Here is a 21963-nt window from a genome sequence, read left to right on the forward strand (position 1 = left end):
GAAGTAACTACACCAATTCCTTGAAATATTGCAGGAGAATTTTATCGTTATCGAGTGTTGGTGTGAAAACTTCAAAGATGGCTGGTTTTGAATTTTGGTCGAACAATGCCGTCAATCCCGATTTCAGGCTGGCTTCATCGCTCGCAATCGTATAATCGAAACCGTACATTTTCGCCAAATGTTCGGCCGTTAAGCAATGTGAAGTCTCGAAAAAAGTATTGAAAACTTTGGTTTCCTGATGTCCGGGCAGGATCCTGAAAATGCCGCCGCCGCCGTTATTAATCAAAATGATTTTGAAATCCTTCGGGATGTATTGATTCCATAAGGCGTTGCTATCGTATAAAAAACCAATGTCACCGGTGATTAAAGTAGTCTGTTTCTTATTGCCTACCGCTGCTCCAATCGCTGTAGATGTGCTTCCGTCGATGCCACTCGTACCGCGATTACAAAATACCGAAATGCTAGGATCGAAATCAAACAGCAACGCATAACGAATCGCCGAACTGTTGCTCAATTGCAAAACCGATTGCTTCGGCAAAGCAGACAACGTGATTTCAAAAACCTTGAGATCTGAAAAACCCACTTTCTCCATATACTTTTGATGCTTGACTTCACGCGCATTTTTAATTTTCTGCATCGTTTGCGCATAATCACTTTTTACCGTTTTGGTGAAAGGCAAAATCTGGTGAAAGAAATCATTAGGATTCGCTTCAAAATGATGCGCCAGAGCACCAAACGTATTGTAAGCACGCAACGGATCAATGTGCCAATGGTGTTCCGGGCGATAAGTCCTGAGCAAGGCTTTGATGCGTTTCGACACAATCATGCCGCCAAAAGTGATTAAGATTTCAGGTTGGAACGCCAAAAAATCTTTTTCTTTAAAAGGCGTAATGATGGTATCAATATGATTCAAAAAAGTTGGATGATTTACATTCGATGTCGCTTCAGTCATCACAACAATAGAAGGATCGTTTGCCAGAATATCAATGGTTTCCTGCTCAATTTCATTAGGACCATTAACACCAATCAGGATCAGTTTTTTTCTGGCAGAATTCCAAATGTTCGTACAGGCGATAATATCTTCAATCGAAATATTTTTGAACACTTTACCAAAAGCCGAAATCGTCGGATCGACCGTCAACTTCCGTGTCATTTGATACAAAGGTTCTTCAAATGGCGCATTAATATGGGTTGGTCCTTTTTGTCTGTGTGCAATAGTAATCGCCTCGTTGATTTTGAAATCATTCTCATCCGTTTCACCTTCGGTCAAGTTGGCGTTGAACAACGAATGGTTCTGCAATACATTCATCTGACGGATGGTTTGTCCATCACCAATATCAATTTTACTAAATGGACGATCCGCAGATATCACAATCAATGGAATCTGACTGTAAAATGCTTCAGCAAAAGCAGGATAATAATTCAAAACTGCGGAACCCGAAGTACAAACTAATGCCACAGGCTTGTTGATCTGTTGGGCCATTCCCATCGCAAAAAATGCGGCACAACGTTCGTCGGCAATACTGTAACAAGTGAATTCAGGATTGCTTACGAAACCTAAAGTCAGCGGTGCGTTGCGAGAACCCGGTGAAATCACGATTTGTGTAACGCCTTTAGCCAGACAAATCTGGATGATGCTTTGGGCTAAAGGTATTTTTGGATAATTCATTATGGATAAAGTGAAAACAAATTTACAACAAAGCCGCTAATTTAGCACTTCTTTAAGACGTAGATTCTAAAAAAACCAAATATATTTGTTCGCATGAAACCGCTTTTGAAATTGAAAATCACCACAAATGAAAATTAAACTATCATTGCTCCTTACTTTTCTTGCGTTGGTTTTAGCCACTGATTTGAGTGCCCAAAACAAAATTCAGTTTGACGAAAGTGGATACCAATCAGTGTTGCAACGTTCCAAAAAAGAACACAAACCTGTATTTTATATGCTTTATGCCACTTGGTGCGCGCATTGCAACAAGATGAAAAGCGAAGTGTTCACCGATACTTTGGTCGTCAATTTTATCAATAAAAATTTCATTCCGGCCTGGCAGGACGTCGAAAAAGGCGAAGGCGATTTCTTCAAGAAAAAATTCGGCATCCGCTTCTATCCTACTTTTTTGTTTCTCGATGAAGATGGCAAAGAACTTTACAACACGAGCGGCGAATTCAAATCAGAAGCTTTTGTTACCGAAGCCAAAAACGCTTTGACCAAAGAGAAACAAATCGTGTATTTGGAACAGCAGTTTCTCGCGGACGTCAGCAATGGCGATAAATGTCTGGCTTATCTGTCGGCGCTTAATAAAGGACGTGATCGTTCTCTATTGTCGCCCATCGCACAAAAATATTTAGCTACACAAAGCGATGCGCAACTCGTCAGCAGTACGAATTGGAAAATCATCGCCAATGGTGTTACGGATATTCAATCGCGTGAATTTCAATATGTGTTGCAGCACCAGAAGGAATTCGAAGCCGTCGCCTCGCCCAAACGCGTACAGCGCAAAATCGAAAACATTGTTACGGAATTACTGACGTTACCTGTAGAATTTAAAGATACAATCGGTTATGAAAAAAAGCGTCTCATTGCACAAACGATTCATACGAGAAAGAATGATTCGCTGTTGTTCGATTTTGATATGCGTATTGCTGAGAAAACACTGAATTGGAAAAAATACAAAACCGTCACCAAAGCATCCGCTGATGAATTCGCGGCAAAGGATGCCAAAACACTAATGGAAATTGCCGCTAATTACTGGAAACACGTCGCCGATACCGAAAGCCTCAAATACGCCATCCGCTGGGCACACCAATCCTTAGCGCTCAACGATACTTACGATACGCAAGTCATATTAGCAAGATTGTATCAGAAGATTAAAGAGAATAAAGAAGCCTTAATCTGGGCGACCAAAGCCAGAGACAGAAATGCTGCTTTAGGCTGGAAAACCAAAGAAGCTGATGATTTGTTGACCGAATTGACTCAGAAATAATTTCCTATGGGCATCAAAATTAGAAAAGCGACTTTGGAAGATGTTCCTAATATTTTGGGCATTGTCAACCATGCTATTTTACACACCACTTCGAATTATTTGTATGAAGCGCAAACGCTCGACGAGCAAATCAAATGGTTTGAGGATAAACAGTCTAAAAATTTCCCGATCATTGTAGCGGTTGAAAACGGAAACGCGATTGGTTTCGGCACTTACGGCACTTTCAGGGAAAAAATCGGTTACCAATATACGGTCGAACATTCTGTGTATGTGGCGCCGGAATTCATTGGAAAAGGCATCGGAACTTTACTGCTCACCGAACTGATTGCACTTGCAAAATCTGAAGGTTATCATGTGATGATTGGCGGAATTGATGCAGCCAACAAAGACAGCATCGCATTTCACAAAAGATTCGGTTTCACTGAAAATGGGATTTTGAAAGAAGTCGGTTTCAAATTCGGAACATGGCTCGACTTACAATTCATGCAATTGATTTTGAAATAAAAAACCACTGATACAATTGTTGAAACTGCATCAATGGTGATTATATAAAATTGAACGTGATCAGCATCGTAATCACGAACAGCAATAAAAGGCCTAAAAGAAAAACGGTATCCGCCACTTTTTCAAATTTCACCATCGACAAATCGGTACTTCGAATCGAAAGATAAGAAAACACACAGCTCGCCAAAAACATGATGATGGCGAAAGAAGTCAATTCGTCGATGATCGATCCTTCACTGAACTTGTTTACTTTCAATGAAGTCAAAACCACAAAACACAAACCCAGTAAAGTCGCAGAAGTATTGAGAATGTGCGGAATGTTCTTTTTGTGTTGCTTCATTTTTTATCCCTGAATCCACTTCGCAATCGCCGGATCGCTTGGTAAGGTTTGCGGCTTGATGACTTGCTCCAATTCGCCTTTTTCGTTGATTAAATATTTTTGAAAATTCCATTCGACTTCTGAATCCTGCAATCCGTTTTTAGATTTTTGCGTCAGGAATTGGTACAACGGATGCATATCATTTCCTTTGACAGAAATCTTTGACATCATCGGGAAAGTCACGCCGTAGTTCAATTCGCAGAACGTGCTGATTTCTTTATTAGTTCCGGGTTCTTGTTGTCCGAAATTGTTCGCTGGAAAACCGACGATTACAAAATTCTGGGCTTTGTATTTTTTGTAGAGCGCTTCGAGTTCTTTGTATTGCGGCGTCAATCCGCATTTGGATGCTGTATTGACAATCAGGATTTTCTTTCCTTTCAAACTGCTGAAATCTAATGTTTTGCCTGATAAATCATCAACTTTAAACTGATAAATGTTTTGTTTTTCCATGACTTTTGCTGTGGATTGGAAGGTTTGTTTAGGTTGGCCTTGGCAATTCAGAAACAATAAAGCACTGGCTGCCGCTAAGAATAATGTTTTCATGAGTAATTTTTTTCTAAAATTAATTAAAAAGGGATAAAGTCAGGGTTCACATTTGATAAAGTTATGCCAAAAAGAAAGCCCAGAAAAAAATCCCGGGCTTTCATCCAACACAATAAAACAAACAAAACACAATCTTAGAGTTTATAATTTGTGGAAATCCATCCACTTAGGTTTTTATGATTCATTTAAAATCATGAGCTTATATTGGAACAAATCGGGTTTTATTGAGTTTGCTTCATAGCGCTTAACTTCTGTGTTACTATTTGAAATACGGTATTGTTGTCTTTACGGTTTTAAAAAGCCATGAAATTATTGCTGAACATTACATAATTATAATGCGGTGAATCATGCTAGCAAAACTTTGTTTAGCTTTGTGTTTCAAAAAAATAGGTATGACACAAGAAGAAGTTTTAATTTTAATCCATAAAAAGGACGAAAAAGGCTATACGATGCTCTATGACATGTATTCCAAAAGTCTTTTTGCCGTGATTTCCAATCTGATCAAGGATCGCGAAGAAGCCGAAGACGTTTTGCAGGAAGTGTTCGTTAAAATCTGGAAAAACATCGACAGTTATTCTGAATCAAAAGGCCGTTTGTATACGTGGATGATCAACATCACGAGAAATTCCGCGATTGACAAGCTGCGTTCCAAAGGTTACAACAACAGTCAGAAAAACCTGTCTGCGGATAATTTCGTACATCTACTCGACGACAGCAACAAATTGACCCACAAGATCGACACGATCGGCATTCAGGAATTTGTCAAGAAACTCAAACCCAAATGCATCGCTTTGATTGACTTATTGTTCTTTAAAGGTTACACGCAGCAAGAAGCTTCGGAAGAACTGCAGATTCCTTTAGGAACGGTAAAAACCCAGAACCGGAATTGCATCAATGATCTACGAATTTTTTTAAAAATTGTATAATGACCCCAAACGAATACATTGCATCAGGTACTTTAGAACTTTATGTTTACGGCTTGCTCAGCGAAAGTGAAAACGAGGAAATCGCGAAACTGGCCAAAGAGCATAAAGAAATCGATAACGAAATCATTGCGATCGAGAAATCGATAGTGAATCTTTCCTCAAGTTTTTGTCCGTTCTTATCGGTAGAAAACTTTGAAAAAATCAAAACCAAACTCGAACTAAAACACAGCAAAGTCATCCCGCTGGAAACCAAAAACAACAGGTTCCAATACATCGGCTGGGCCGCAGCGGTCGTTTTATTATTCGGTGTTGGTTATCAATACACCACTTTGAACAAAACGAAAATGCAGGTTGTGACCGTCGAAGGCGAAAAAATGAAACTGCAGGAAGCACTCGTCAATTCAGAAATCAAATACAAGCAAACTGAAGATGCTTTAGCAGTAGTTCGCGATGTGAAAAATACTATAGTGACTTTGGGCGGACAAGCCGTTTCTCCGAAATCTTACGCGAAAGTGTATTACAACAAAGAAACCCAAGTGGTTTATGTAGATGCCGCGGGTTTACCGGAACCACCGGAAGGAAAAGTATATCAGGTTTGGGCTTTAAAACTGAATCCGTTAACACCAACCAGCATCGGTTTGTTAGCCGACTTCTCAAAAGACAGTCAAAAGATATTTGCAGTTAGCAAAGCCAATGGCGCCGAAGCTTTCGGAATTACTTTAGAGCCGGCTGGCGGAAGCGCATCGCCGACTATGGAGCAATTGTATACTTTAGGAAAAGTCTAGATTAATTGATAATTAACAATTGATAATTGATAATTAAAAAAGGTTCCAAATGGAACCTTTTTTTGTGAATCAAAAAATTATTTCTTCCAATACTTTCGGTAACTGAAGTACGAAAACAAGCCTAAAATCGCGACGCAAGCTGCGGAATAATATACAAAAGATGGTGTCACTACTTTATCACCGCTCGCGTAGGAATGCATTCCGGTCAGGTAAAAATTCACTCCGAAATACGTCATCATGATCGAATAAAAAGCTACGATGCTCATCAGATTGAAAATCCATTTACCGCGCAAACTCGGAACAAATCTCGCATGGATTACGAAAGCATAAATCATAATACTGATCAGCGCCCAAGTTTCTTTCGGATCCCAACCCCAGTATCTTCCCCAACTTTCGTTGGCCCATTGCCCGCCAAGGAAATTTCCAATCGTAAGCATTACAAGTCCGATGGTTAAAGCCATTTCGTTGATGTAAGTGATTTCCTTGATGTTCAGATCCATTTTGACTTTGTTCTTTTCATTCGTGAACAGCATTAGTATTAAAGAAACAACGCCTAGTACCATTCCTAAAGTGAAAGGCCCGTAACTCGCGACAATTACCGCCACGTGGATCATCAGCCAATACGAATTTAAAACGGGTTGCAGGTTCGCAATCGAAGGATCCATCCAGTTCCAGTGCGCGATCATCAAAATCATCGACGCTACGAAAGTACCCGAAGCTACCGTCAATTTCGATTTGATATCAAAAGCCAGCGTAAAAAACATCGTCGCCCAAGCCACATAAATCATACTTTCATAAGCATCGCTCCACGGCGCATGGCCTGAAATATACCAGCGCGCGGCAAGTCCGGCGGTATGCAGTAGAAACAAAACACCAATCAAAATATGGAAACCGTTGATGATTAATCGGATCCCTTTCTTTTCAAAAAAGATGTTGACGATAGTGAAAAGCAGCATCAAAACGCCCGTCAGCATATACAAATAGTAGAGTTTCTTGAAAATGTCGTATTTGTTGTAAGTAATTTCAGAATCGATTTTTTGTTCGCTCGGACGCACCGCTTTCCCGAATTTCTTCTGGTAATTTTCGATGCTTTGCAAAAAGAAATTCGCATTAACGTAATTTTTCCTGATGGTCGCGCTGTCGAGAGCACTCATATATAATGGAAGAATGTTCTTGGTGAACGTCGAATCGATGCCGTGGATGTTCGCGTGATCGAGTTCGAGATAAGAAATCCATTTGTTGTTTTGATCGTTCGGAATCGGGAAAATTTTCAGAATAGCTCCGCTCAAAGCTGAATTGAGCAAATTGACTTTCCTGTCTGTTTCGATGAAATCTTTCTGAAATTGATCTGGTGTGGCGGCTTTGTAGGCTTCATCAAGATAAGGCGTAAGCTTATAATTGCCCTTATCATCGAAGAATTTGATGAACGGAGCGTATTTTTCTTTGGCATCCAAACCGATAATTTTGCGAATGCTGTCGTTTCCGTTTTTGATGTAAATCAGCGGCACTTCAAACCAAACCCGCGGAAATTGCACCATCGAAAGAAAAACCTGATCGGAATTCATATCCTTATAAGTATCGCTCTTACTGACTTTGCGTAACAATTCCGAAGAAAAAGTATTCACGGGTTTCATACGTCCGCCTTCATCCTGCACCACCAATCTTCCGAATTTTGCGGCGTGTGCTTCGGTTACTTTATATCTTGTAAGCAACGAATCAATCTGCTGCATCGTCGGCGCATGACTTGCATGGTTTTGCGAAAAAACGTTAAAGCTTAAAAACAGTAACAGGATTGTTATCAGTTTGGATTTTTTGCTTTTGACGACTTCGAGTTTGCGTTTGATATCGGCAAAGCGCGAATGTTTGGTGAACAAAATCGCCAGCATCGCAAAGAACAACATGAAATAACCCGCATAAGTAATACATGTGCCCCAGAAATCGTGGTTCACAGAAAGTACGGTTCCTTTTTCGTCCGGATCGAACGACGACTGGAAGAAACGATAGCCGCCGAAATCGAGAATGTGGTTCATGTAAATTCGGGCGTCGGTAGTTTTGGCTTTATCGATTACCGTAACTTTGCTTTCAAACGCGGCGTAGCTTTTCTCGGTTCCGGGATATTTGCTCGCGATGAAATCATTCAGTCTGATTTGGAACGGCAAATCGTATACTTTGCTTCCGAAACTTAACGTAAAATCGAGTTTACCTAAACTGAATACTTGCGGTTCTCCGGCTTTTCCTTTGGCTCCTAAAAGTGTAATTTCTTTTTCTTTACCTTGTGATTTAACAGTCAGAATCAAAGCATCGTCATGTTTCTTCGCTTTGAAATCGTTGTTCGATTTATAGATTTTGAACCCTTTCATTGCGGCTTCAGGAAACACGAACTGGCTTCCGCCTACGTTATATAAAGAACGAAGCATTAAAGGTTGTGTCGCATCTTTAATGACTTTGCCTTGCATTTTATCCGCCATGCGCATAAACTGTCCGTCGAATGGCGTCTGAATCGTGTATTCTTTTCCAGTGGTGTTAACGTTAACCGCGCCTTTTACAAATTTATTTAAGCTGAAAAGCGTGTTGTGGATGTTTTCGATCTTGCCTTCCTGAAGGTAATGTTCGTGTCTGGAACCGCCGCCCGATTCGACCATTTTGAGGTAAACGTTTCCTTTGGCATCTTCCTTAATAGTTTCCGTCGCGCCCATCAGGTAATTCTTGTAACTGATTTCGAATGGAATATCAGCAAATTCTTCATCAATCGAAAAACTATTATCGGTAACTGGTGAAAGCAACAGCGGGTTTTCGAAAATCCTGCGTTTCATCGCGCCTTTATATTCGCCATCGACGAAAATGGTCAGGAAGGTTTTGTCGGAATAGATTTTATTTTCTGTAGCGCCTTCTCGGATGGGCATCATGCCTTCATAACTGATGTATCTTGTAATCGTGGCACCGATGATGATGAAAATAAAAGACAAATGCAACAACAATGTCGCCCATTTTTCCTTTTTATGCAACTGATATCTTTTGATGTTCCCGATAAAATTGATCAGGAAAAACACATGAATCGCTTCGAACCATTTGGTATTGTAGATTAGTATTCTCGCGGTATCAGTGTTGTATTCACTTTCAATAAAAGTTCCGGTAGCCATCGCTACAGCGTAAGCCAGAAACAAAAAAGCCATCAAACGTGTAGAGAACAAAAAGGAAAGCATCTTTTTTTCCATTGGGTTGGAATTAGTGTATTAAAAAAGTCACGCAAAAGTAGGTAAAAATGTTGAGTAACAAATTTGATTTTATGAGGTTTTAAGGGATATTTAAGATTTGTAGACCCAAATACAAAACTGCTTTTAAATACTGAAAAATAAACTTTTTTCGATAATTTTGCGCCATGATTCAAGTCAGCATTATCGGCTCCGGAAATGTCGCGCAACATCTGATTTCGGCTTTTGTGAAAACTGAAGCGGTGGCGTTGGTTCAGGTTTTGGCAAGGCATCCTGAAAGTATCGGAAATTTTCCATCGGTTGAAATCATTACGGATTTCCAACAACTGCGCGAAGTGGATTTATACATTATTGCTGTTACTGACCAAGCGATTGCTGAAGTGTCCAAAAAAATTCCTTTTGCCAATAAATTGGTTGCGCATACATCGGGAAGCGTTCCCATGAGTGCATTGGCCGACAACAACCGGAAAGCGGTTTTGTATCCGGTGCAGACTTTTTCAAAAAATAAAGCGGTTGATTTTAGTAGCATTCCGATTGGTCTTGAAAGTGAAAACGAAGATGATTTTAAAATCCTTTCTTCGGTAGCGAAATCCATTTCAAATCATGTTTTTGTGATGGATTCTGTTCAACGCAAAGCTTTGCATGTAGCGGCGGTTTTTGTAAGCAATTTTACGAACCATCTTTATCAGATTGGCGCAGATCTTTGTAACGAGCATCAATTGTCTTTCGATATTTTAAAACCATTGATTGAAGAAACGGCAGCAAAAATATTAGTACTTTCGCCCGCTGAAGCACAAACTGGCCCAGCTAAGAGAAAAGACCAGCAAACGATTGACAGCCATTTGGCCTTATTGAATGACGAAAATCAAAAAGCGATTTATACTTTATTGACCCAATCCATACAACAACATGAATAAGAATTATAAGGAAATCCTGAACCAGATCACGACGTTTATTTTTGACGTTGATGGCGTTTTGACCGACAGTTCCGTGCACGTAACGCCAACCGGTGAGATGTTGCGTGTGATGAACATTCGCGATGGGTTTGCGATGAAAGCGGCTCTCGAAAGCGGTTACAACGTCTGCATCATTTCGGGTGGAAACAATGAAGGTGTGAGAATTCGTTTGAGAAATCTTGGCGTTACGGATATTCATTTGGCGTCACCGAACAAAGTCGAAACTTTCAAGGAATATATTGAATTGTACAGCATCAAAGCGGAAGAAGTCTTGTATATGGGCGACGACATTCCCGATTACCATGTGATGCAACTCGTGGGTTTACCGACTTGTCCGCAAGATGCGAGTCCGGAAATTAAAGCGATCTCGAAATACATTTCGCACAAAAACGGAGGTCGGGGCGCGGTGCGTGAAGTCATCGAACAAGTGATGAAAGTGCAGGGCAAATGGCATTTGTATTACGATGGAAAACACGACTAAATAACATTTTATGAAAAAATTAAATTTACTATTCGCCGTTTGTTTTGGGTTATTTTTATCGTGTTCGTCAGATGATTCGAGTACCAATAACAATCCGGCACCCAAGCGGGTCAGCCAATTGGTTTATCATAATGCAGACGGAAGCGTTTATACTCAGGATATTGTCTACGATACTGAAGGAATCATTACTGAGATCAACGACAATGCTACGGGAAATGTTGCTCAAAAGTATGTTTACAATGCGTCAAACCAATTGGAGCGTGAAGAATCCTATTGGTATACCGCAACGAATACTCTGGACGAAAAGAAAATTACCAGTTACACCTACAATACGGATGGTAAAATCGCAACGGTTGTTCAAGAAACTACGGAAACCGGATTGCCTTCATACAGCAGAACCTTTGACATTACTTATAGCGCTAACACTATAACACGCACGCGATCAGATTCATACCCTGAAATCGTAGTTTTCGGATTGAATCCGCAAGGAAAAGTTAGCTCTATTAAAATTACCCGAAACGGTATTTTGTGCGATGATATGACCTTTGGTTATGATGCTGATGGCAATTGCATTTCAGGGTCTGGTCCTATCAATGAAGGTTCGTTCGACAGGACAACGGATAACATCAACTTATCTGTTATTTATGGTAATACCCTGAAAATCGATCTGAACAGCACGGTTACTTTTTATCATGACCTTCTATCGAGATCTGCCAGTTTTGATAACTTTCGTGAAGCATTGGTTAAAAATCAGGGAAACAAATATGCCACACAAATAGAATGGTATCAATTCAACGATTATTCTTACAAACAAACCTATGCTTACACCTTTGATGCTGACAATTATCCGCTATCAATAGTTTTTAGTGAGTTTCCAAATGATCCAAATTATATGACTTTAAATTATATATGGGAATAATTGCTGTTTTATTTACTCAAAAAAATATCATTAAATAATGTTTTCATTTTTCAAACTCATACGCTACCAGAATCTTTTGATGCTGGCGTTCATGCAATTGCTTTTCCGTTACGGTTTTCTGAAATGGCAAAATGTTCCTTTGTCATTGGCCGACTGGCAATATATATTGTTGGTACTTTCGACCTTGCTCCTTGCGGCTGGCGGTTATGTCATCAATGATGTTTTTGATCAGGATACCGATTCCGAAAACAGGCCGAATCGAATCATTATTGGCAATAAAATTTCAGAAGCTGCGGCATACAATATATATGTAGCATTAAACATTACTGGTGTTGGTATCGGTTTCTATTTATCTAATGTGATTATGAAACCGGGATTTGCGACGATTTTTATACTGATTGCAGCAATGCTTTACTTGTATGCGACGAGCTTGAAACAAACGCTTTTGATTGGAAACATTATTATTGCGTTGTTGCTTTCATTCAGCGTAATCATCATTGGGATTTATGATTTGTTCCCGGCGACTTACGAAGGCAATCAAAGAGAAATGTCGGTATTGTTTTCGATTTTGATCGACTATGCGATTTTTGCGTTCATGATCAATTTCATCCGCGAAATCGTCAAAGATCTTGAAGATGTCAATGGCGATTACAACCAAGGCATGACTACGTTGCCTATTGTTTTGGGTGTGCAAAGAACCTCGCGTGTCGTATTCGGTTTGAGTTTTATTCCACTCGTAGTGCTTTTATATTATACGAATGAATACTTCGCCGCGGGCAATTTATACGCGACGATGATTTACACTTTATTATGTGTGGTCGGGCCACTACTCTATTTTACAATCAAATCCTGGTCAGCCAAAACCAAAAAGGATTTTCAGCATTTGAGCAAAGTTTTAAAACTGGTGCTTTTGTTTGGCATAATTTCCATTGCTGTCGTGGCATACAATATTAAACACCATGCTTAGAGAAAAACTCAAAAATTACAAGATCATACTGGCTTCAGGCTCTCCGCGAAGGCAACAATTCTTCAAAGACCTGGATCTCGATTTTGAAATCCGGCTCAAGGAAGTCGAGGAAATTTATCCGCCGAACCTGACCGAAGAAGACATTACAGATTATCTAGCCGTGCTTAAAAGTGATGCTTTTGAAGGTGAACTCAACGACCATGAAATCCTCGTGACCAGCGACACGATTGTCTGGCATGAAAACAAAGCCCTCGGGAAACCCAAAGATTATGACGATGCTTTTAAGATGCTGCAATCATTATCTGACAAAACCCATTGGGTCATTACATCGGTTTGTTTTAAGACCAAACACAAAACGGAAGTCATTTCTGAAGTCACTAAAGTTACGATGTATGCGCTTTCAGATGCGGAAATCGAATATTACCTGAATAAATACAAACCTTATGATAAAGCCGGAAGTTATGGCATCCAGGAATGGATTGGTTATATCGGCGTCGCCAAAATTGAAGGCTCTTATCCGAATGTGATGGGAATGCCGGTCGATAAAGTCTATCAATACCTGAAGCAATTATAAATCCACTTCAATGAATACAACATAAAGGAGTAAACATAATATTGTTAAATTGTAATATTAAGATTACTTTAAATTAAAAAAAATGCATTTCATCGATATTTTTTTACACTTTATCTATTTTTATTAAAATTTTTAATTATTTTTACATCGTCAATTAGTTATGAAAAGGAACGATACATTGCATCAAACCAATTTCGGTTTTCCGAATAAAACAAGTATCATGAAAAAAACACTATCGATGATTGTTATAGTGCTGTTATGTTTCCAATCTGGTTTCGCTCAAAAAGCAAAAACTGAGACTGATTCAACACCACTTTTCAATCCAGTTACGAATTGTCAATTGAGGTACTATTATTTTCCGAATCTTGAGGCCTATTTTGACACTTTCAAAAACATCTATTATTACAAAGAAAATGGTGAATGGATCACGGCTGAAGAAATACCGGAAGGTTACAGAGGTTATTCAATTTACAACAAATCAACCGTATACATTACAGATTATGATGATGATTATCCTTGCCAGTTTGTGGAGATACACAAGAAAAAATACCCTTACATCACCAATGAGCGCGTCAAAAAAATGGCCCTCTCTAAGAATTAATAATTGATTTTTTCTTAGGAGAACCATTCTTTATTTTTGAGTCGGATAGTCTTTTTATTCCACCAACAATTTTGTGTCTTTTATCAATTTGTTGTTTTCGAACAGTTGAACGAAATACAATCCTGAACTTAGATTTTCCCTATTCACAGTAATCGAATTCCCTGAAAGATTATTGATTTCCCTTACCAATTGCCCTTGAATATTATAAAGTTTGAACGTGGCATTCTGAAGCGACGACTCTGAACTAATCGTAAGTTCGCTAATTAATGGATTTGGAGAAAATGCAATCGCCGCAGCTGAAACAACATTTTGATAGGTACTTAAAAACTGTAAAGTGCAATCTTCATTACCGTAAACATGCTGCCCATCCTGGAAACTGCAAACCAGATTCACGGAATGCCCACCACTTGCGGATAAACCGTTATACATATTGAACGCAGGTCGGAACGGATGTGCGATACTGCCCACGCCTTCAATCCAGGTTTGCGTTAAAGTAATCTGGTAGTTTTCATCAAAATGACTCAGTTGGATTCTTTTGTGATTTTCTCCGTTGAGCATAACATAATCTGAAGTGACGTCAAAAATTCCGAAAGTATCTCCCGTAGACAAATTGAAGTCGTAAAGCAATACTTCAGTTCCGTTGATTAAAGTGTATACTTTTCTGTCCTCTTTATTTTCCCTCAAATAAACAACATGATTGCTGTTGCCCGGAGCTGAAAACGGGTCGATGTATTTTTTGTAGGTTTTTGAACCGATCACAACATCTTCACCGGCCTCAATGGTTTTGGTTTCCGATGGCCTGCAGCACGAAACGAAATCTTTAAGAATCCAGGTGGAATTGTTGAGCATCGGAATGTAGCTCTGGGAAAAAGCGCCTTGCAAAAAAGCGCATAACAAAATAGCCGTAAAGGTTAGTTTAGCTTTCATAATTTAAGTTTTAAATAAGTAGACTTGGGATCTTCCTGATTTGTGAGTACAATATTAAAGACAACAATCTGACTAACCTTTTTTTTTCTGCAACTAACTTAGAAAAACGTTGAACAGCATTTTTAAGAGGCATCGACTAAAATCATAAAGCAAAAAAAACCGCTTCAAATGATGAAACGGTTTTTTAAAATATATTTTTTTTGATTATTCCAGAACGAAACTTACACTGACATTGACCACCAGTTCGATTTCTCCTGTAGCTAAGGTTTCTCTTGGTGCCGCGCCGTCGGCCATCGCCATGGTTTTCATTTCATACATTGGTCTCGGCGGATAATTGACTTGCGAATTGTCTGAAATCGTCAATGCCTTCCCTACTTTTTGGTTCAATACCGAAACGAAATCTTCCGCTTTGGCTTTCGCGTCCTTGATGGCTAACTTTCTAGCATCGGATTGCAATTGGTCTATTTTAGAGGATTTGAATTCGACGTTGTCAATCCTGTTGATGCCTAGATCAACCAAACCGTCCATCAACACATCGTATTTATTAAGGTCTTTCAACAACACATATACGGTTTGCGTGGCGATGTAACTGGTTTTCTTTTTTTCATAATCGTAATTCGGATACAACGAAACGCGTTGGGTTTGGTAATCTTCCTTGGCGATAGTCATTTTCTTGATGTATTTCAAAACGGCATCAATCTTAGTGTCGTTTTCTTTCTTGACGTCTACCGCTTTAGCGCCTTTGGTCTCCACGGAAATGGAAATGGCGGCCTGATCTGGAGTTACTTTAATCTTTCCTTCACCGGAAACATTAATGGTTGGGATTTGTTTCATTTCTTGAGAATGGATCATTGTTGTAAATAATGCGAATAAAATTAAGGCTGATTTTTTACTCAAGCTTAAATAATTGTCTTTTTTGTTTTCGTGAATCTGCGATTTCATAATAAAGGTTTTTAAAATTTTGAAACTCGGGTTTACCAAAACGTATGCCATTATAGCTTTCCGGCTTTGGCTAATGCAAAAAGAATCACAATCGGAATGGCCAGCAAAACCACCATAAAAGTATTGTTGGTCAGCATATCGGGTTGCTTGAGAATTGTAATCAGGTAACCGCCGATTGCGCCGCCGAAATGCGCGGTATGCCCGATGTTGTCGTTCTTGGCTTTCATGCCATAAATCGAATACAATAAATAACCGATTCCAAAAAGATACGCGGGAATTGCAATCGGAATGAAAAACAAATACAAACTCATATCAGGCTGCAACAAAATTGCCGAATATAAAACACCTGTGACAGCTCCTGAAGCGCCAATAGCACGGTAACTGTAATCGTCTTTGTGAAACAGCAACGTGAGTAAACTGCCGAAAATCAGACTGCCCAGATAAACAATCAGAAATGAAAAACTGCCGAAATACCCGATCACGACCGGCGCAAACATATACAACGTAAACATATTGAAAAACAAATGCCCGAAATCAGCATGCAAAAATCCCGATGTGATCATGCGAATGTGCTCGCCTGCGCGGATACTGCCGATGTGAAATTCGTACTTCCTAAAAAAATATTCATCACCGAAACCTTTGAAACTGACCAACAGATTGATGACAATGATGAGAAGAAGTGTGTAATTCATGATGGGTTATTTTTTGGTAAAAATAGAAATTGTTTCTATAGCTTTTGTTAAACCCGGTTTTTTAAATGTCGTTTTAAATGTATCTTTGTCGAAATTATCCACTTGATGCAGTTTTTAGTCTATATTCTTATTTATCCGATTCTCTGGACAATTTCGATGCTGCCTTTTCGGTTGCTCTACTTTTTATCAGATTGCATTTACGCTTTGGTTTATTATGTAATAGGCTACCGCAAAAAAACGGTCCGTGAAAACTTGAAAATTGCCTTACCACATTTGTCAGACAAAGAACGACGTGTCATCGAAAAGAAATTTTTCCACCACATGTGCGACCTGTTCCTTGAAATGGCCAAAACCATGACCATCTCGAGAAAGGAAATCGAGCGCCGTTATAAATTCACCAACCTTGAAGTTTACAAGGAACTCGAAACCAAACAGAAAAGTATCGCGTTAATGTGCGCCCATTACGCGAGTTACGAATGGGCCGTTTCGATGAACCACCATATCGAATTCAAAGGCGTAGGCATCTACAAACGCATCAGCAACAAATATTTCGACAAACTGGTCAAAGACATCCGTTCGCGTTTCAAAGCACATCTGATCACCACCAAAGAAACCATTCCGGTCATCAGCAACAATTACAGGAATAAAGTATTGAGTATTTACGGTTTTGCAAGCGACCAATCGCCTAAAATTTCCTCAACTTATCATTGGGGAACATTCATGGGCATTGAAGTTCCCGTGCATACCGGCGCCGAAATGCTGGCCAAGAAATACGATATGAATGTCATTTTCCTCAGAACCCGAAAAGTCAAAAGAGGTTTTTATGAAGCGAGCTTTGAACTGCTTTCCGAAGACGTGAAATCTGTTCCTAATTACCAGATCACAGACAAGTTCCTGACGCTCGTCGAACAACAGATTTATGAAGCGCCCGAATTTTACTTATGGACGCACAAACGCTGGAAACACAGAAGAAATTAAGAATTAAGATTCAAACCACTTTTTCACCATGGCTTTTTCAAGTGGTTGCGCATTTTTATGTAAAAATTCGTTGGAGTTTTTGTTGTATTGATACTCTTTACCCCAAACTTCATGGTTTGCCGCCAATATTTTGATGCTGTCACAAACATATTGAATTTCAGCATTTGTAGTTGTGGGATGAATCGACATTCTAATCCAACCCGGCTTCTGGATCAGATCACCTGAATCAATCTGACAGACCAAAGTATGCGAGGTTTCCTGATCGACATTCAATAAGTAATGCCCGTAAGTTCCGGCACAACTGCAACCGCCACGTGTCTGGATTCCGAAACGGTCATTGAGTAATTTCACGCCAAGATTGAAATGCAAATCATCAATATAAAACGAAATCACGCCCAATCTATTTTGGTGTTGACCCGCCAGTATTTTAATATTCGGAATGCTGCCCAATTCAGAAAAAATATAATCGACGAGTTCGTGTTCTCTTTTAAGGATGTTATCGATACCCATTTTTTCCTTGAGCTGGATCGCCAAAGCCGTTCTGATGGCTTGCAGAAAACCCGGTGTTCCGCCATCTTCGCGGTCTTCGATGTTTTCGATGAATTTGTGTTCGCCCCAAGGATTCGTCCAGGCCACTGTTCCTCCACCAGGATTATCGGGCACCATATTGCGGTATAATTTCTTATTGAACACCAAAACACCAGTAGTTCCCGGTCCGCCAAGGAATTTATGCGGCGAGAAAAAAATCGCATCGAGGTAACTCTCAGGATCTTCAGGATGCATATCGATTTTGACATACGGCCCCGAACAAGCGAAATCTACAAAGCACAATCCGTTGTTTCGGTGCATGATTTTAGCGACTTCATGATACGGCGTTTTGATTCCGGTCACATTCGAACAGGAAGTAATGGAAGCAATTTTTATAGATCGATCCTGATATTTATTGACCTGAGCCGTAAACTGATCAAGACAAAACAAGCCTTTTTCACAAGCAGGAATCACAACAACATCAGCAATCGTTTCAAGCCATGAAGTCTGGTTCGAATGGTGTTCCATGTGCGAAATGAAAACAATCGGTTTGTCTTCCTGTGGCACTTTGGTATGTGGTTTTAAATTCTCAGGAACTTTCAATCCTAAAATGCGCTGAAATTTATTCACAACGCCTGTCATTCCCGTTCCATCCGTAATCAACACATCATCGTTATTGGCGTTCACGTGATGCTTAATGATATGTCGCGCTTCATGATAAGCCAAAGTCATTACGGTTCCGGTAACGGTGGTTTCAGTATGCGTGTTGGCTACGAAAGGTCCGAAATCACGCAGCATTTTTTCCTCAATCGGACGGTACAAACGACCACTCGCAGTCCAATCGGTATAGATGATTTTCTTGGTTCCGAAAGGCGAAAGAAATTCCTGGTCGATTCCGACGATGTTCTTGCGGAATTCCTGGAAATACTGCTCTAATTCTGTAGGCAAAGTGGCTGTTGCGTTGGCATTCATAGCGATGATATTTGATGCCAAAGATACATTTTTTTTAGATTTTTGGCGCCAACGAAAACGTTTGATTTTTTTTTAAAAGATTATCATATTATAAGGTCACAAGATTATTTTTAAAAACTTTCATTGAAATGTAAACTACACGACAAAACCCAAAGCGTCGCCTAAATAACTTTGAATAAAAATTGAAAAGTTATGAAGAAAACCATTTTAATTGCAACGCTGCTCCTGGCTTTCACCGCTTGTCAGGAAGAAGGCGCACTCACGCACGACAAAGTTATCAAACCTATTGAAATGACTTCCATCCTCAAATATTCCGGTGATTTTTCCCCTACTTCGGGAATCAACGTAAGCGGTCAGGCGAAAATCTATCTGGAAGGCACGCAATATCGTGTAAAACTAGAAAATTTCGACGTTTCCAGTGGCCCGGATTTAAAAGTCTATTTGTCAAAATCTTCCGTTCCGAGCGAATTTGTCAATCTTGGCAATTTAACTTCCGCGACGGTTTATGATGTGCCGCAACAAGTGAATGTAAGCGATTATTCGCACGTGCTGATCCATTGTCAGCAATACAATCATTTGTTTGCCATTGCTCCTTTAACCTCGAATTAATCATGAAAAAAACCCTTCTACTCACCGTATTATTTTTGATGAATATCGGAACAATCAAAGCACAAGGTTGCAGCGATGCCGGCATCTGTTCGGTTGGAAACAGCTTTCAGGATATCGAAAAAGCACCAAAAAACAGCTTGGAATTCGGAAGCATCTTCGGAGCCGGAGAAGCAGACGTCAAGTATTTTTCCCCTTACGTGACTTACACACGCCAATGGAATGCGCAATTCGCATTGAGCACCAAAGTCACTTATTCGTTAGCGAGCGGTAATTTCGGAAAGCGCGGACAATTTGGCGATGCTTATCTGATTGGAAATTACCTCTGGAAAACAAAAAAAACCACCAAATGGAGTACGCTTTTCGGGGCGAAATTTCCGTTTACAAGATCGAATCTGAAAATCAACGGCTATTCGTTACCGCTCGATTATCAGGCGAGTTTGGGCACTTTCGATTTGATTCTAGGGACGAATTTAAACTACAAAAACTGGGATTTCAACGCCGGTTTGCAATTGCCGGTTTTTAATATCAACAGCAATTCTTACTTTAAGGAATATTCCGGAACCGATGATTTTCCGTCGACGAATTTGTTCAGGCGAAAACCTGATGCTTTGTTCCGCACGACTTACACTTACCAAACACACGATAAAAAATGGAGTTTCAAACCTAATGTTTTATTCCTTTATCATTTAGGAGAAGACAGCTTTGAAAGCATTTTCGGAAAACGTGAAAACATAGAAGGTTCAGACGGATTAACGATCAATGGGAATTTGATCGGCGCATACCATTTCAATAAAAACAACGCGCTCGAATTTACTGTAGCCACACCATTTGTCGTCCGCGACATTCGCCCCGACGGTTTGACGCGTTCGTTTACGGCTGGTGTGATATATAAAATTAGATTTTAGAACTGTGAGATTTTGAGATTTTTCAGGAGCCGGGAACCTGCTGTACGTTCTTATCTTTTGCGCTGAACAACAGCACAAAAGGATAACCACTTCCATCAGGGCTAGGCACCTGATTTTCATGAACTCCTAATCTTACAATCCTAAAATCTCACAGTCTTACAATCTCCTAAATTCCAGCTATTGCTTTGATTTCATCAATGATTCTCAACGCCAATTTATCGGCTTGTGCTTGTGTCGGCGCTTCGGTATAAATACGAATAATCGGCTCGGTGTTCGATTTTCTCAAATGTACCCATTCCGTAGCAAAATCGATTTTCACTCCGTCAATCGTGGAAATATCTTCGTTTTTGTATTGCTCGGTCATGGCTTCCAGAATCGCATCGACTTCAATTTGTGGCGTCAGTTCGATTTTATTTTTGCTCATATAATATTGCGGATAACTCGCTCTGAGTTCTGCAACCGTAACATCTAAATTAGCCAAATGTGTCAGGAACAAAGCCACACCCACCAAGCTGTCACGACCGTAATGCAATTCGGGATAAATAATTCCGCCGTTGCCTTCACCACCGATAATTGCGTTGGTTTTCTTCATTAATTCGACTACATTCACTTCGCCGACAGCGCTTGCCTGATAACTACCGCTGTATTTATTGGTGATGTCGCGCAAAGCTCTTGAAGACGACATATTGGAAACCGTATTTCCGGGCGTTTTGCTTAATACGTAATCGGCACAAGCCACCAAAGTATATTCTTCGCCGAACATTTCGCCATCGTTGGAAATGAAGGCCAAACGGTCAACATCAGGATCGACAACAATTCCGAAATCAGCTTTTTCTTCTACGACCAATTTGCAGATATCGCCCAAATGTTCTTTCAAAGGTTCGGGATTGTGCGGAAAATGGCCGTTCGGTTCGCAGTATAATTTCACGACTTCAACGCCCATTTGTTCCAATAAATTCGGAATTACAATACCGCCAGATGAATTCACGCCATCAACAACCACTTTAAATTTTCTTTTCGCCACCGCTTCCGCATCGACCAAAGGCAAGTTCAAAACTTCATCAATGTGGATATCCATGTAAGCATCGTTGATCGTAATGTCACCCAACGAATCCACATCGGAAAAATCAAAAGCTTCCGCTTCGGCAATTTCGAGGATTTTCGCACCATCGGCACCGCTTAGGAACTCGCCTTTTTCGTTGAGCAATTTCAAAGCGTTCCATTGTTTCGGGTTGTGCGAAGCCGTCAGAATGATACCGCCATCGGCTTTCTCTAAAGGAACAGCCACTTCCACCGTTGGTGTAGTTGACAATCCCAAATCAATGACATCAATGCCCAAACCAATTAAAGTATTCACCACCAAATTGTGAATCATCGGCCCTGAAATACGCGCGTCACGGCCGATAACCACGGTGAGTTTTTCTTTTTTGCTGTTTGTTTTCATGAATGTTCCGTAAGCCGAAGCAAATTTTACGGCATCCACCGGAGTTAAATTATCGCCAACTTTACCGCCTATGGTTCCTCGGATTCCCGAGATTGATTTGATTAATGTCATTTGAAAATTATTTTGAATTTTGAA

General features: G+C 40.0%; 22 protein-coding genes. 13 read left to right on the plus strand and 9 right to left on the minus strand.

Annotated elements, in window-relative coordinates; translation table 11 throughout:
• Window positions 1-7 precede the first annotated feature (7 nt).
• A complete protein-coding gene (gene menD, locus Q0058_RS10050; protein ID WP_298223476.1) occupies window positions 8-1669 on the minus strand; it encodes a 2-succinyl-5-enolpyruvyl-6-hydroxy-3-cyclohexene-1-carboxylic-acid synthase in 1662 nt (553 codons plus the stop codon).
• 127 nt (window positions 1670-1796) lie between these two features.
• Between menD and Q0058_RS10055 the strand changes: the two genes are divergently transcribed.
• Both Q0058_RS10055 and Q0058_RS10060 read left to right on the plus strand, forming a co-directional pair.
• The gene (locus Q0058_RS10055) at window positions 1797-2984 is read left to right on the plus strand and encodes a thioredoxin fold domain-containing protein (RefSeq protein ID WP_298223478.1); all 1188 of its coding nucleotides are present in this window, start codon (window positions 1797-1799) and stop codon (window positions 2982-2984) included.
• Between the two features lie 6 nt (window positions 2985-2990).
• Window positions 2991-3488, plus strand: coding sequence for a GNAT family N-acetyltransferase (locus Q0058_RS10060; protein WP_298223480.1), 498 nt, complete (start codon window positions 2991-2993; stop codon window positions 3486-3488).
• 40 nt (window positions 3489-3528) lie between these two features.
• On the opposite strand, the gene Q0058_RS10065 is transcribed toward Q0058_RS10060, so the two are convergent.
• A complete protein-coding gene (locus tag Q0058_RS10065) occupies window positions 3529-3828 on the minus strand; it encodes a hypothetical protein (RefSeq protein WP_298223482.1) in 300 nt (99 codons plus the stop codon).
• Window positions 3829-3831: 3 nt separating this feature from the next.
• Complete coding sequence (locus Q0058_RS10070) at window positions 3832-4410, minus strand: glutathione peroxidase (protein WP_298223484.1); 579 nt, start codon at window positions 4408-4410, stop codon at window positions 3832-3834.
• A gap of 392 nt (window positions 4411-4802) precedes the next feature.
• On the opposite strand from Q0058_RS10070, the gene Q0058_RS10075 reads away from it, so the two are divergent.
• Window positions 4803-5336, plus strand: coding sequence for a sigma-70 family RNA polymerase sigma factor (locus Q0058_RS10075; RefSeq protein ID WP_298223486.1), 534 nt, complete (start codon window positions 4803-4805; stop codon window positions 5334-5336).
• Complete coding sequence (locus Q0058_RS10080; RefSeq protein ID WP_298223488.1) at window positions 5336-6121, plus strand: anti-sigma factor; 786 nt, start codon at window positions 5336-5338, stop codon at window positions 6119-6121. Before Q0058_RS10075 ends, Q0058_RS10080 begins: the two co-directional genes overlap by 1 nt.
• Before the next feature lie 77 nt (window positions 6122-6198).
• On the opposite strand, the gene ccsA is transcribed toward Q0058_RS10080, so the two are convergent.
• On the minus strand, window positions 6199-9336 hold the full coding sequence (gene ccsA / locus Q0058_RS10085; RefSeq protein WP_298223490.1) for a cytochrome c biogenesis protein CcsA: 3138 nt from the start codon (window positions 9334-9336) through the stop codon (window positions 6199-6201).
• A gap of 164 nt (window positions 9337-9500) precedes the next feature.
• On the opposite strand from ccsA, the gene Q0058_RS10090 reads away from it, so the two are divergent.
• The 6 genes from Q0058_RS10090 (at window position 9501) to Q0058_RS10115 (ending at window position 13831) form a co-directional block, all read left to right on the plus strand.
• Window positions 9501-10250, plus strand: coding sequence for a Rossmann-like and DUF2520 domain-containing protein (locus tag Q0058_RS10090; protein ID WP_298223492.1), 750 nt, complete (start codon window positions 9501-9503; stop codon window positions 10248-10250).
• Window positions 10243-10770 (plus strand): HAD family hydrolase, encoded by a 528-nt coding sequence (locus tag Q0058_RS10095; RefSeq protein ID WP_298223494.1) that lies wholly within the window; start codon window positions 10243-10245, stop codon window positions 10768-10770. Before Q0058_RS10090 ends, Q0058_RS10095 begins: the two co-directional genes overlap by 8 nt.
• 10 nt (window positions 10771-10780) lie before the next feature.
• Complete coding sequence (locus tag Q0058_RS10100; RefSeq protein ID WP_298223496.1) at window positions 10781-11689, plus strand: hypothetical protein; 909 nt, start codon at window positions 10781-10783, stop codon at window positions 11687-11689.
• A gap of 37 nt (window positions 11690-11726) precedes the next feature.
• The gene (locus Q0058_RS10105; protein ID WP_298223498.1) at window positions 11727-12656 is read left to right on the plus strand and encodes a geranylgeranylglycerol-phosphate geranylgeranyltransferase; all 930 of its coding nucleotides are present in this window, start codon (window positions 11727-11729) and stop codon (window positions 12654-12656) included.
• The gene (locus Q0058_RS10110) at window positions 12649-13230 is read left to right on the plus strand and encodes a Maf-like protein (protein WP_298223500.1); all 582 of its coding nucleotides are present in this window, start codon (window positions 12649-12651) and stop codon (window positions 13228-13230) included. Before Q0058_RS10105 ends, Q0058_RS10110 begins: the two co-directional genes overlap by 8 nt.
• Window positions 13231-13450: 220 nt before the next feature.
• On the plus strand, window positions 13451-13831 hold the full coding sequence (locus Q0058_RS10115; protein ID WP_298223502.1) for a hypothetical protein: 381 nt from the start codon (window positions 13451-13453) through the stop codon (window positions 13829-13831).
• 54 nt (window positions 13832-13885) lie between these two features.
• Here the strand turns inward: Q0058_RS10115 and Q0058_RS10120 are convergent, their stop codons facing one another.
• The 3 genes from Q0058_RS10120 to Q0058_RS10130 all read right to left on the minus strand — a co-directional run bounded on the left by Q0058_RS10120 (window position 13886) and on the right by Q0058_RS10130 (window position 16392).
• On the minus strand, window positions 13886-14758 hold the full coding sequence (locus Q0058_RS10120) for a T9SS type A sorting domain-containing protein (RefSeq protein WP_298223504.1): 873 nt from the start codon (window positions 14756-14758) through the stop codon (window positions 13886-13888).
• A 204-nt stretch (window positions 14759-14962) separates the two neighbouring features.
• Entirely contained in the window at window positions 14963-15700 is a 738-nt protein-coding gene (locus tag Q0058_RS10125) for an SIMPL domain-containing protein (RefSeq protein WP_298223506.1), read from the minus strand.
• Window positions 15701-15750: 50 nt separating this feature from the next.
• Window positions 15751-16392, minus strand: coding sequence for a rhomboid family intramembrane serine protease (locus Q0058_RS10130; protein ID WP_298223508.1), 642 nt, complete (start codon window positions 16390-16392; stop codon window positions 15751-15753).
• A gap of 105 nt (window positions 16393-16497) precedes the next feature.
• Here Q0058_RS10130 and Q0058_RS10135 point away from each other — a divergent pair, with 105 nt between their 5' ends.
• Complete coding sequence (locus tag Q0058_RS10135) at window positions 16498-17370, plus strand: lysophospholipid acyltransferase family protein (RefSeq protein ID WP_298223510.1); 873 nt, start codon at window positions 16498-16500, stop codon at window positions 17368-17370.
• A gap of 3 nt (window positions 17371-17373) precedes the next feature.
• On the opposite strand, the gene Q0058_RS10140 is transcribed toward Q0058_RS10135, so the two are convergent.
• On the minus strand, window positions 17374-18870 hold the full coding sequence (locus Q0058_RS10140; RefSeq protein ID WP_298223612.1) for an aminotransferase class V-fold PLP-dependent enzyme: 1497 nt from the start codon (window positions 18868-18870) through the stop codon (window positions 17374-17376).
• A 192-nt stretch (window positions 18871-19062) separates the two neighbouring features.
• Here Q0058_RS10140 and Q0058_RS10145 point away from each other — a divergent pair, with 192 nt between their 5' ends.
• Both Q0058_RS10145 and Q0058_RS10150 read left to right on the plus strand, forming a co-directional pair.
• Complete coding sequence (locus Q0058_RS10145; protein WP_298223512.1) at window positions 19063-19479, plus strand: DM13 domain-containing protein; 417 nt, start codon at window positions 19063-19065, stop codon at window positions 19477-19479.
• Window positions 19480-19481: 2 nt separating this feature from the next.
• Window positions 19482-20384, plus strand: coding sequence for a hypothetical protein (locus Q0058_RS10150; protein ID WP_298223514.1), 903 nt, complete (start codon window positions 19482-19484; stop codon window positions 20382-20384).
• 166 nt (window positions 20385-20550) lie between these two features.
• Here Q0058_RS10150 and glmM read toward each other — a convergent pair whose 3' ends face one another.
• Window positions 20551-21939 carry a phosphoglucosamine mutase gene (gene glmM, locus Q0058_RS10155; protein ID WP_298223516.1) on the minus strand — a complete coding sequence of 463 codons (1389 nt, stop codon included), beginning with the start codon at window positions 21937-21939 and terminating at the stop codon, window positions 20551-20553.
• Window positions 21940-21963 lie beyond the last annotated feature (24 nt).

Source organism: Flavobacterium sp. (genome assembly GCF_027484705.1).
GTDB lineage: Bacteria > Bacteroidota > Bacteroidia > Flavobacteriales > Flavobacteriaceae > Flavobacterium.

What these genes read in the sequence shown, in the direction of transcription:
- menD (WP_298223476.1), bottom strand. Translation starts at nt 1,669, where the DNA reads ATGAATTATCCAAAAATACCTTTAGCCCAAAGCATCATCCAGATTTGT.
- Q0058_RS10055 (WP_298223478.1), top strand. Translation starts at nt 1,797, where the DNA reads ATGAAAATTAAACTATCATTGCTCCTTACTTTTCTTGCGTTGGTTTTA.
- Q0058_RS10060 (WP_298223480.1), top strand. Translation starts at nt 2,991, where the DNA reads ATGGGCATCAAAATTAGAAAAGCGACTTTGGAAGATGTTCCTAATATT.
- Q0058_RS10065 (WP_298223482.1), bottom strand. Translation starts at nt 3,828, where the DNA reads ATGAAGCAACACAAAAAGAACATTCCGCACATTCTCAATACTTCTGCG.
- Q0058_RS10070 (WP_298223484.1), bottom strand. Translation starts at nt 4,410, where the DNA reads ATGAAAACATTATTCTTAGCGGCAGCCAGTGCTTTATTGTTTCTGAAT.
- Q0058_RS10075 (WP_298223486.1), top strand. Translation starts at nt 4,803, where the DNA reads ATGACACAAGAAGAAGTTTTAATTTTAATCCATAAAAAGGACGAAAAA.
- Q0058_RS10080 (WP_298223488.1), top strand. Translation starts at nt 5,336, where the DNA reads ATGACCCCAAACGAATACATTGCATCAGGTACTTTAGAACTTTATGTT.
- ccsA (WP_298223490.1), bottom strand. Translation starts at nt 9,336, where the DNA reads ATGGAAAAAAAGATGCTTTCCTTTTTGTTCTCTACACGTTTGATGGCT.
- Q0058_RS10090 (WP_298223492.1), top strand. Translation starts at nt 9,501, where the DNA reads ATGATTCAAGTCAGCATTATCGGCTCCGGAAATGTCGCGCAACATCTG.
- Q0058_RS10095 (WP_298223494.1), top strand. Translation starts at nt 10,243, where the DNA reads ATGAATAAGAATTATAAGGAAATCCTGAACCAGATCACGACGTTTATT.
- Q0058_RS10100 (WP_298223496.1), top strand. Translation starts at nt 10,781, where the DNA reads ATGAAAAAATTAAATTTACTATTCGCCGTTTGTTTTGGGTTATTTTTA.
- Q0058_RS10105 (WP_298223498.1), top strand. Translation starts at nt 11,727, where the DNA reads ATGTTTTCATTTTTCAAACTCATACGCTACCAGAATCTTTTGATGCTG.
- Q0058_RS10110 (WP_298223500.1), top strand. Translation starts at nt 12,649, where the DNA reads ATGCTTAGAGAAAAACTCAAAAATTACAAGATCATACTGGCTTCAGGC.
- Q0058_RS10115 (WP_298223502.1), top strand. Translation starts at nt 13,451, where the DNA reads ATGAAAAAAACACTATCGATGATTGTTATAGTGCTGTTATGTTTCCAA.
- Q0058_RS10120 (WP_298223504.1), bottom strand. Translation starts at nt 14,758, where the DNA reads ATGAAAGCTAAACTAACCTTTACGGCTATTTTGTTATGCGCTTTTTTG.
- Q0058_RS10125 (WP_298223506.1), bottom strand. Translation starts at nt 15,700, where the DNA reads ATGAAATCGCAGATTCACGAAAACAAAAAAGACAATTATTTAAGCTTG.
- Q0058_RS10130 (WP_298223508.1), bottom strand. Translation starts at nt 16,392, where the DNA reads ATGAATTACACACTTCTTCTCATCATTGTCATCAATCTGTTGGTCAGT.
- Q0058_RS10135 (WP_298223510.1), top strand. Translation starts at nt 16,498, where the DNA reads ATGCAGTTTTTAGTCTATATTCTTATTTATCCGATTCTCTGGACAATT.
- Q0058_RS10140 (WP_298223612.1), bottom strand. Translation starts at nt 18,870, where the DNA reads ATGAATGCCAACGCAACAGCCACTTTGCCTACAGAATTAGAGCAGTAT.
- Q0058_RS10145 (WP_298223512.1), top strand. Translation starts at nt 19,063, where the DNA reads ATGAAGAAAACCATTTTAATTGCAACGCTGCTCCTGGCTTTCACCGCT.
- Q0058_RS10150 (WP_298223514.1), top strand. Translation starts at nt 19,482, where the DNA reads ATGAAAAAAACCCTTCTACTCACCGTATTATTTTTGATGAATATCGGA.
- glmM (WP_298223516.1), bottom strand. Translation starts at nt 21,939, where the DNA reads ATGACATTAATCAAATCAATCTCGGGAATCCGAGGAACCATAGGCGGT.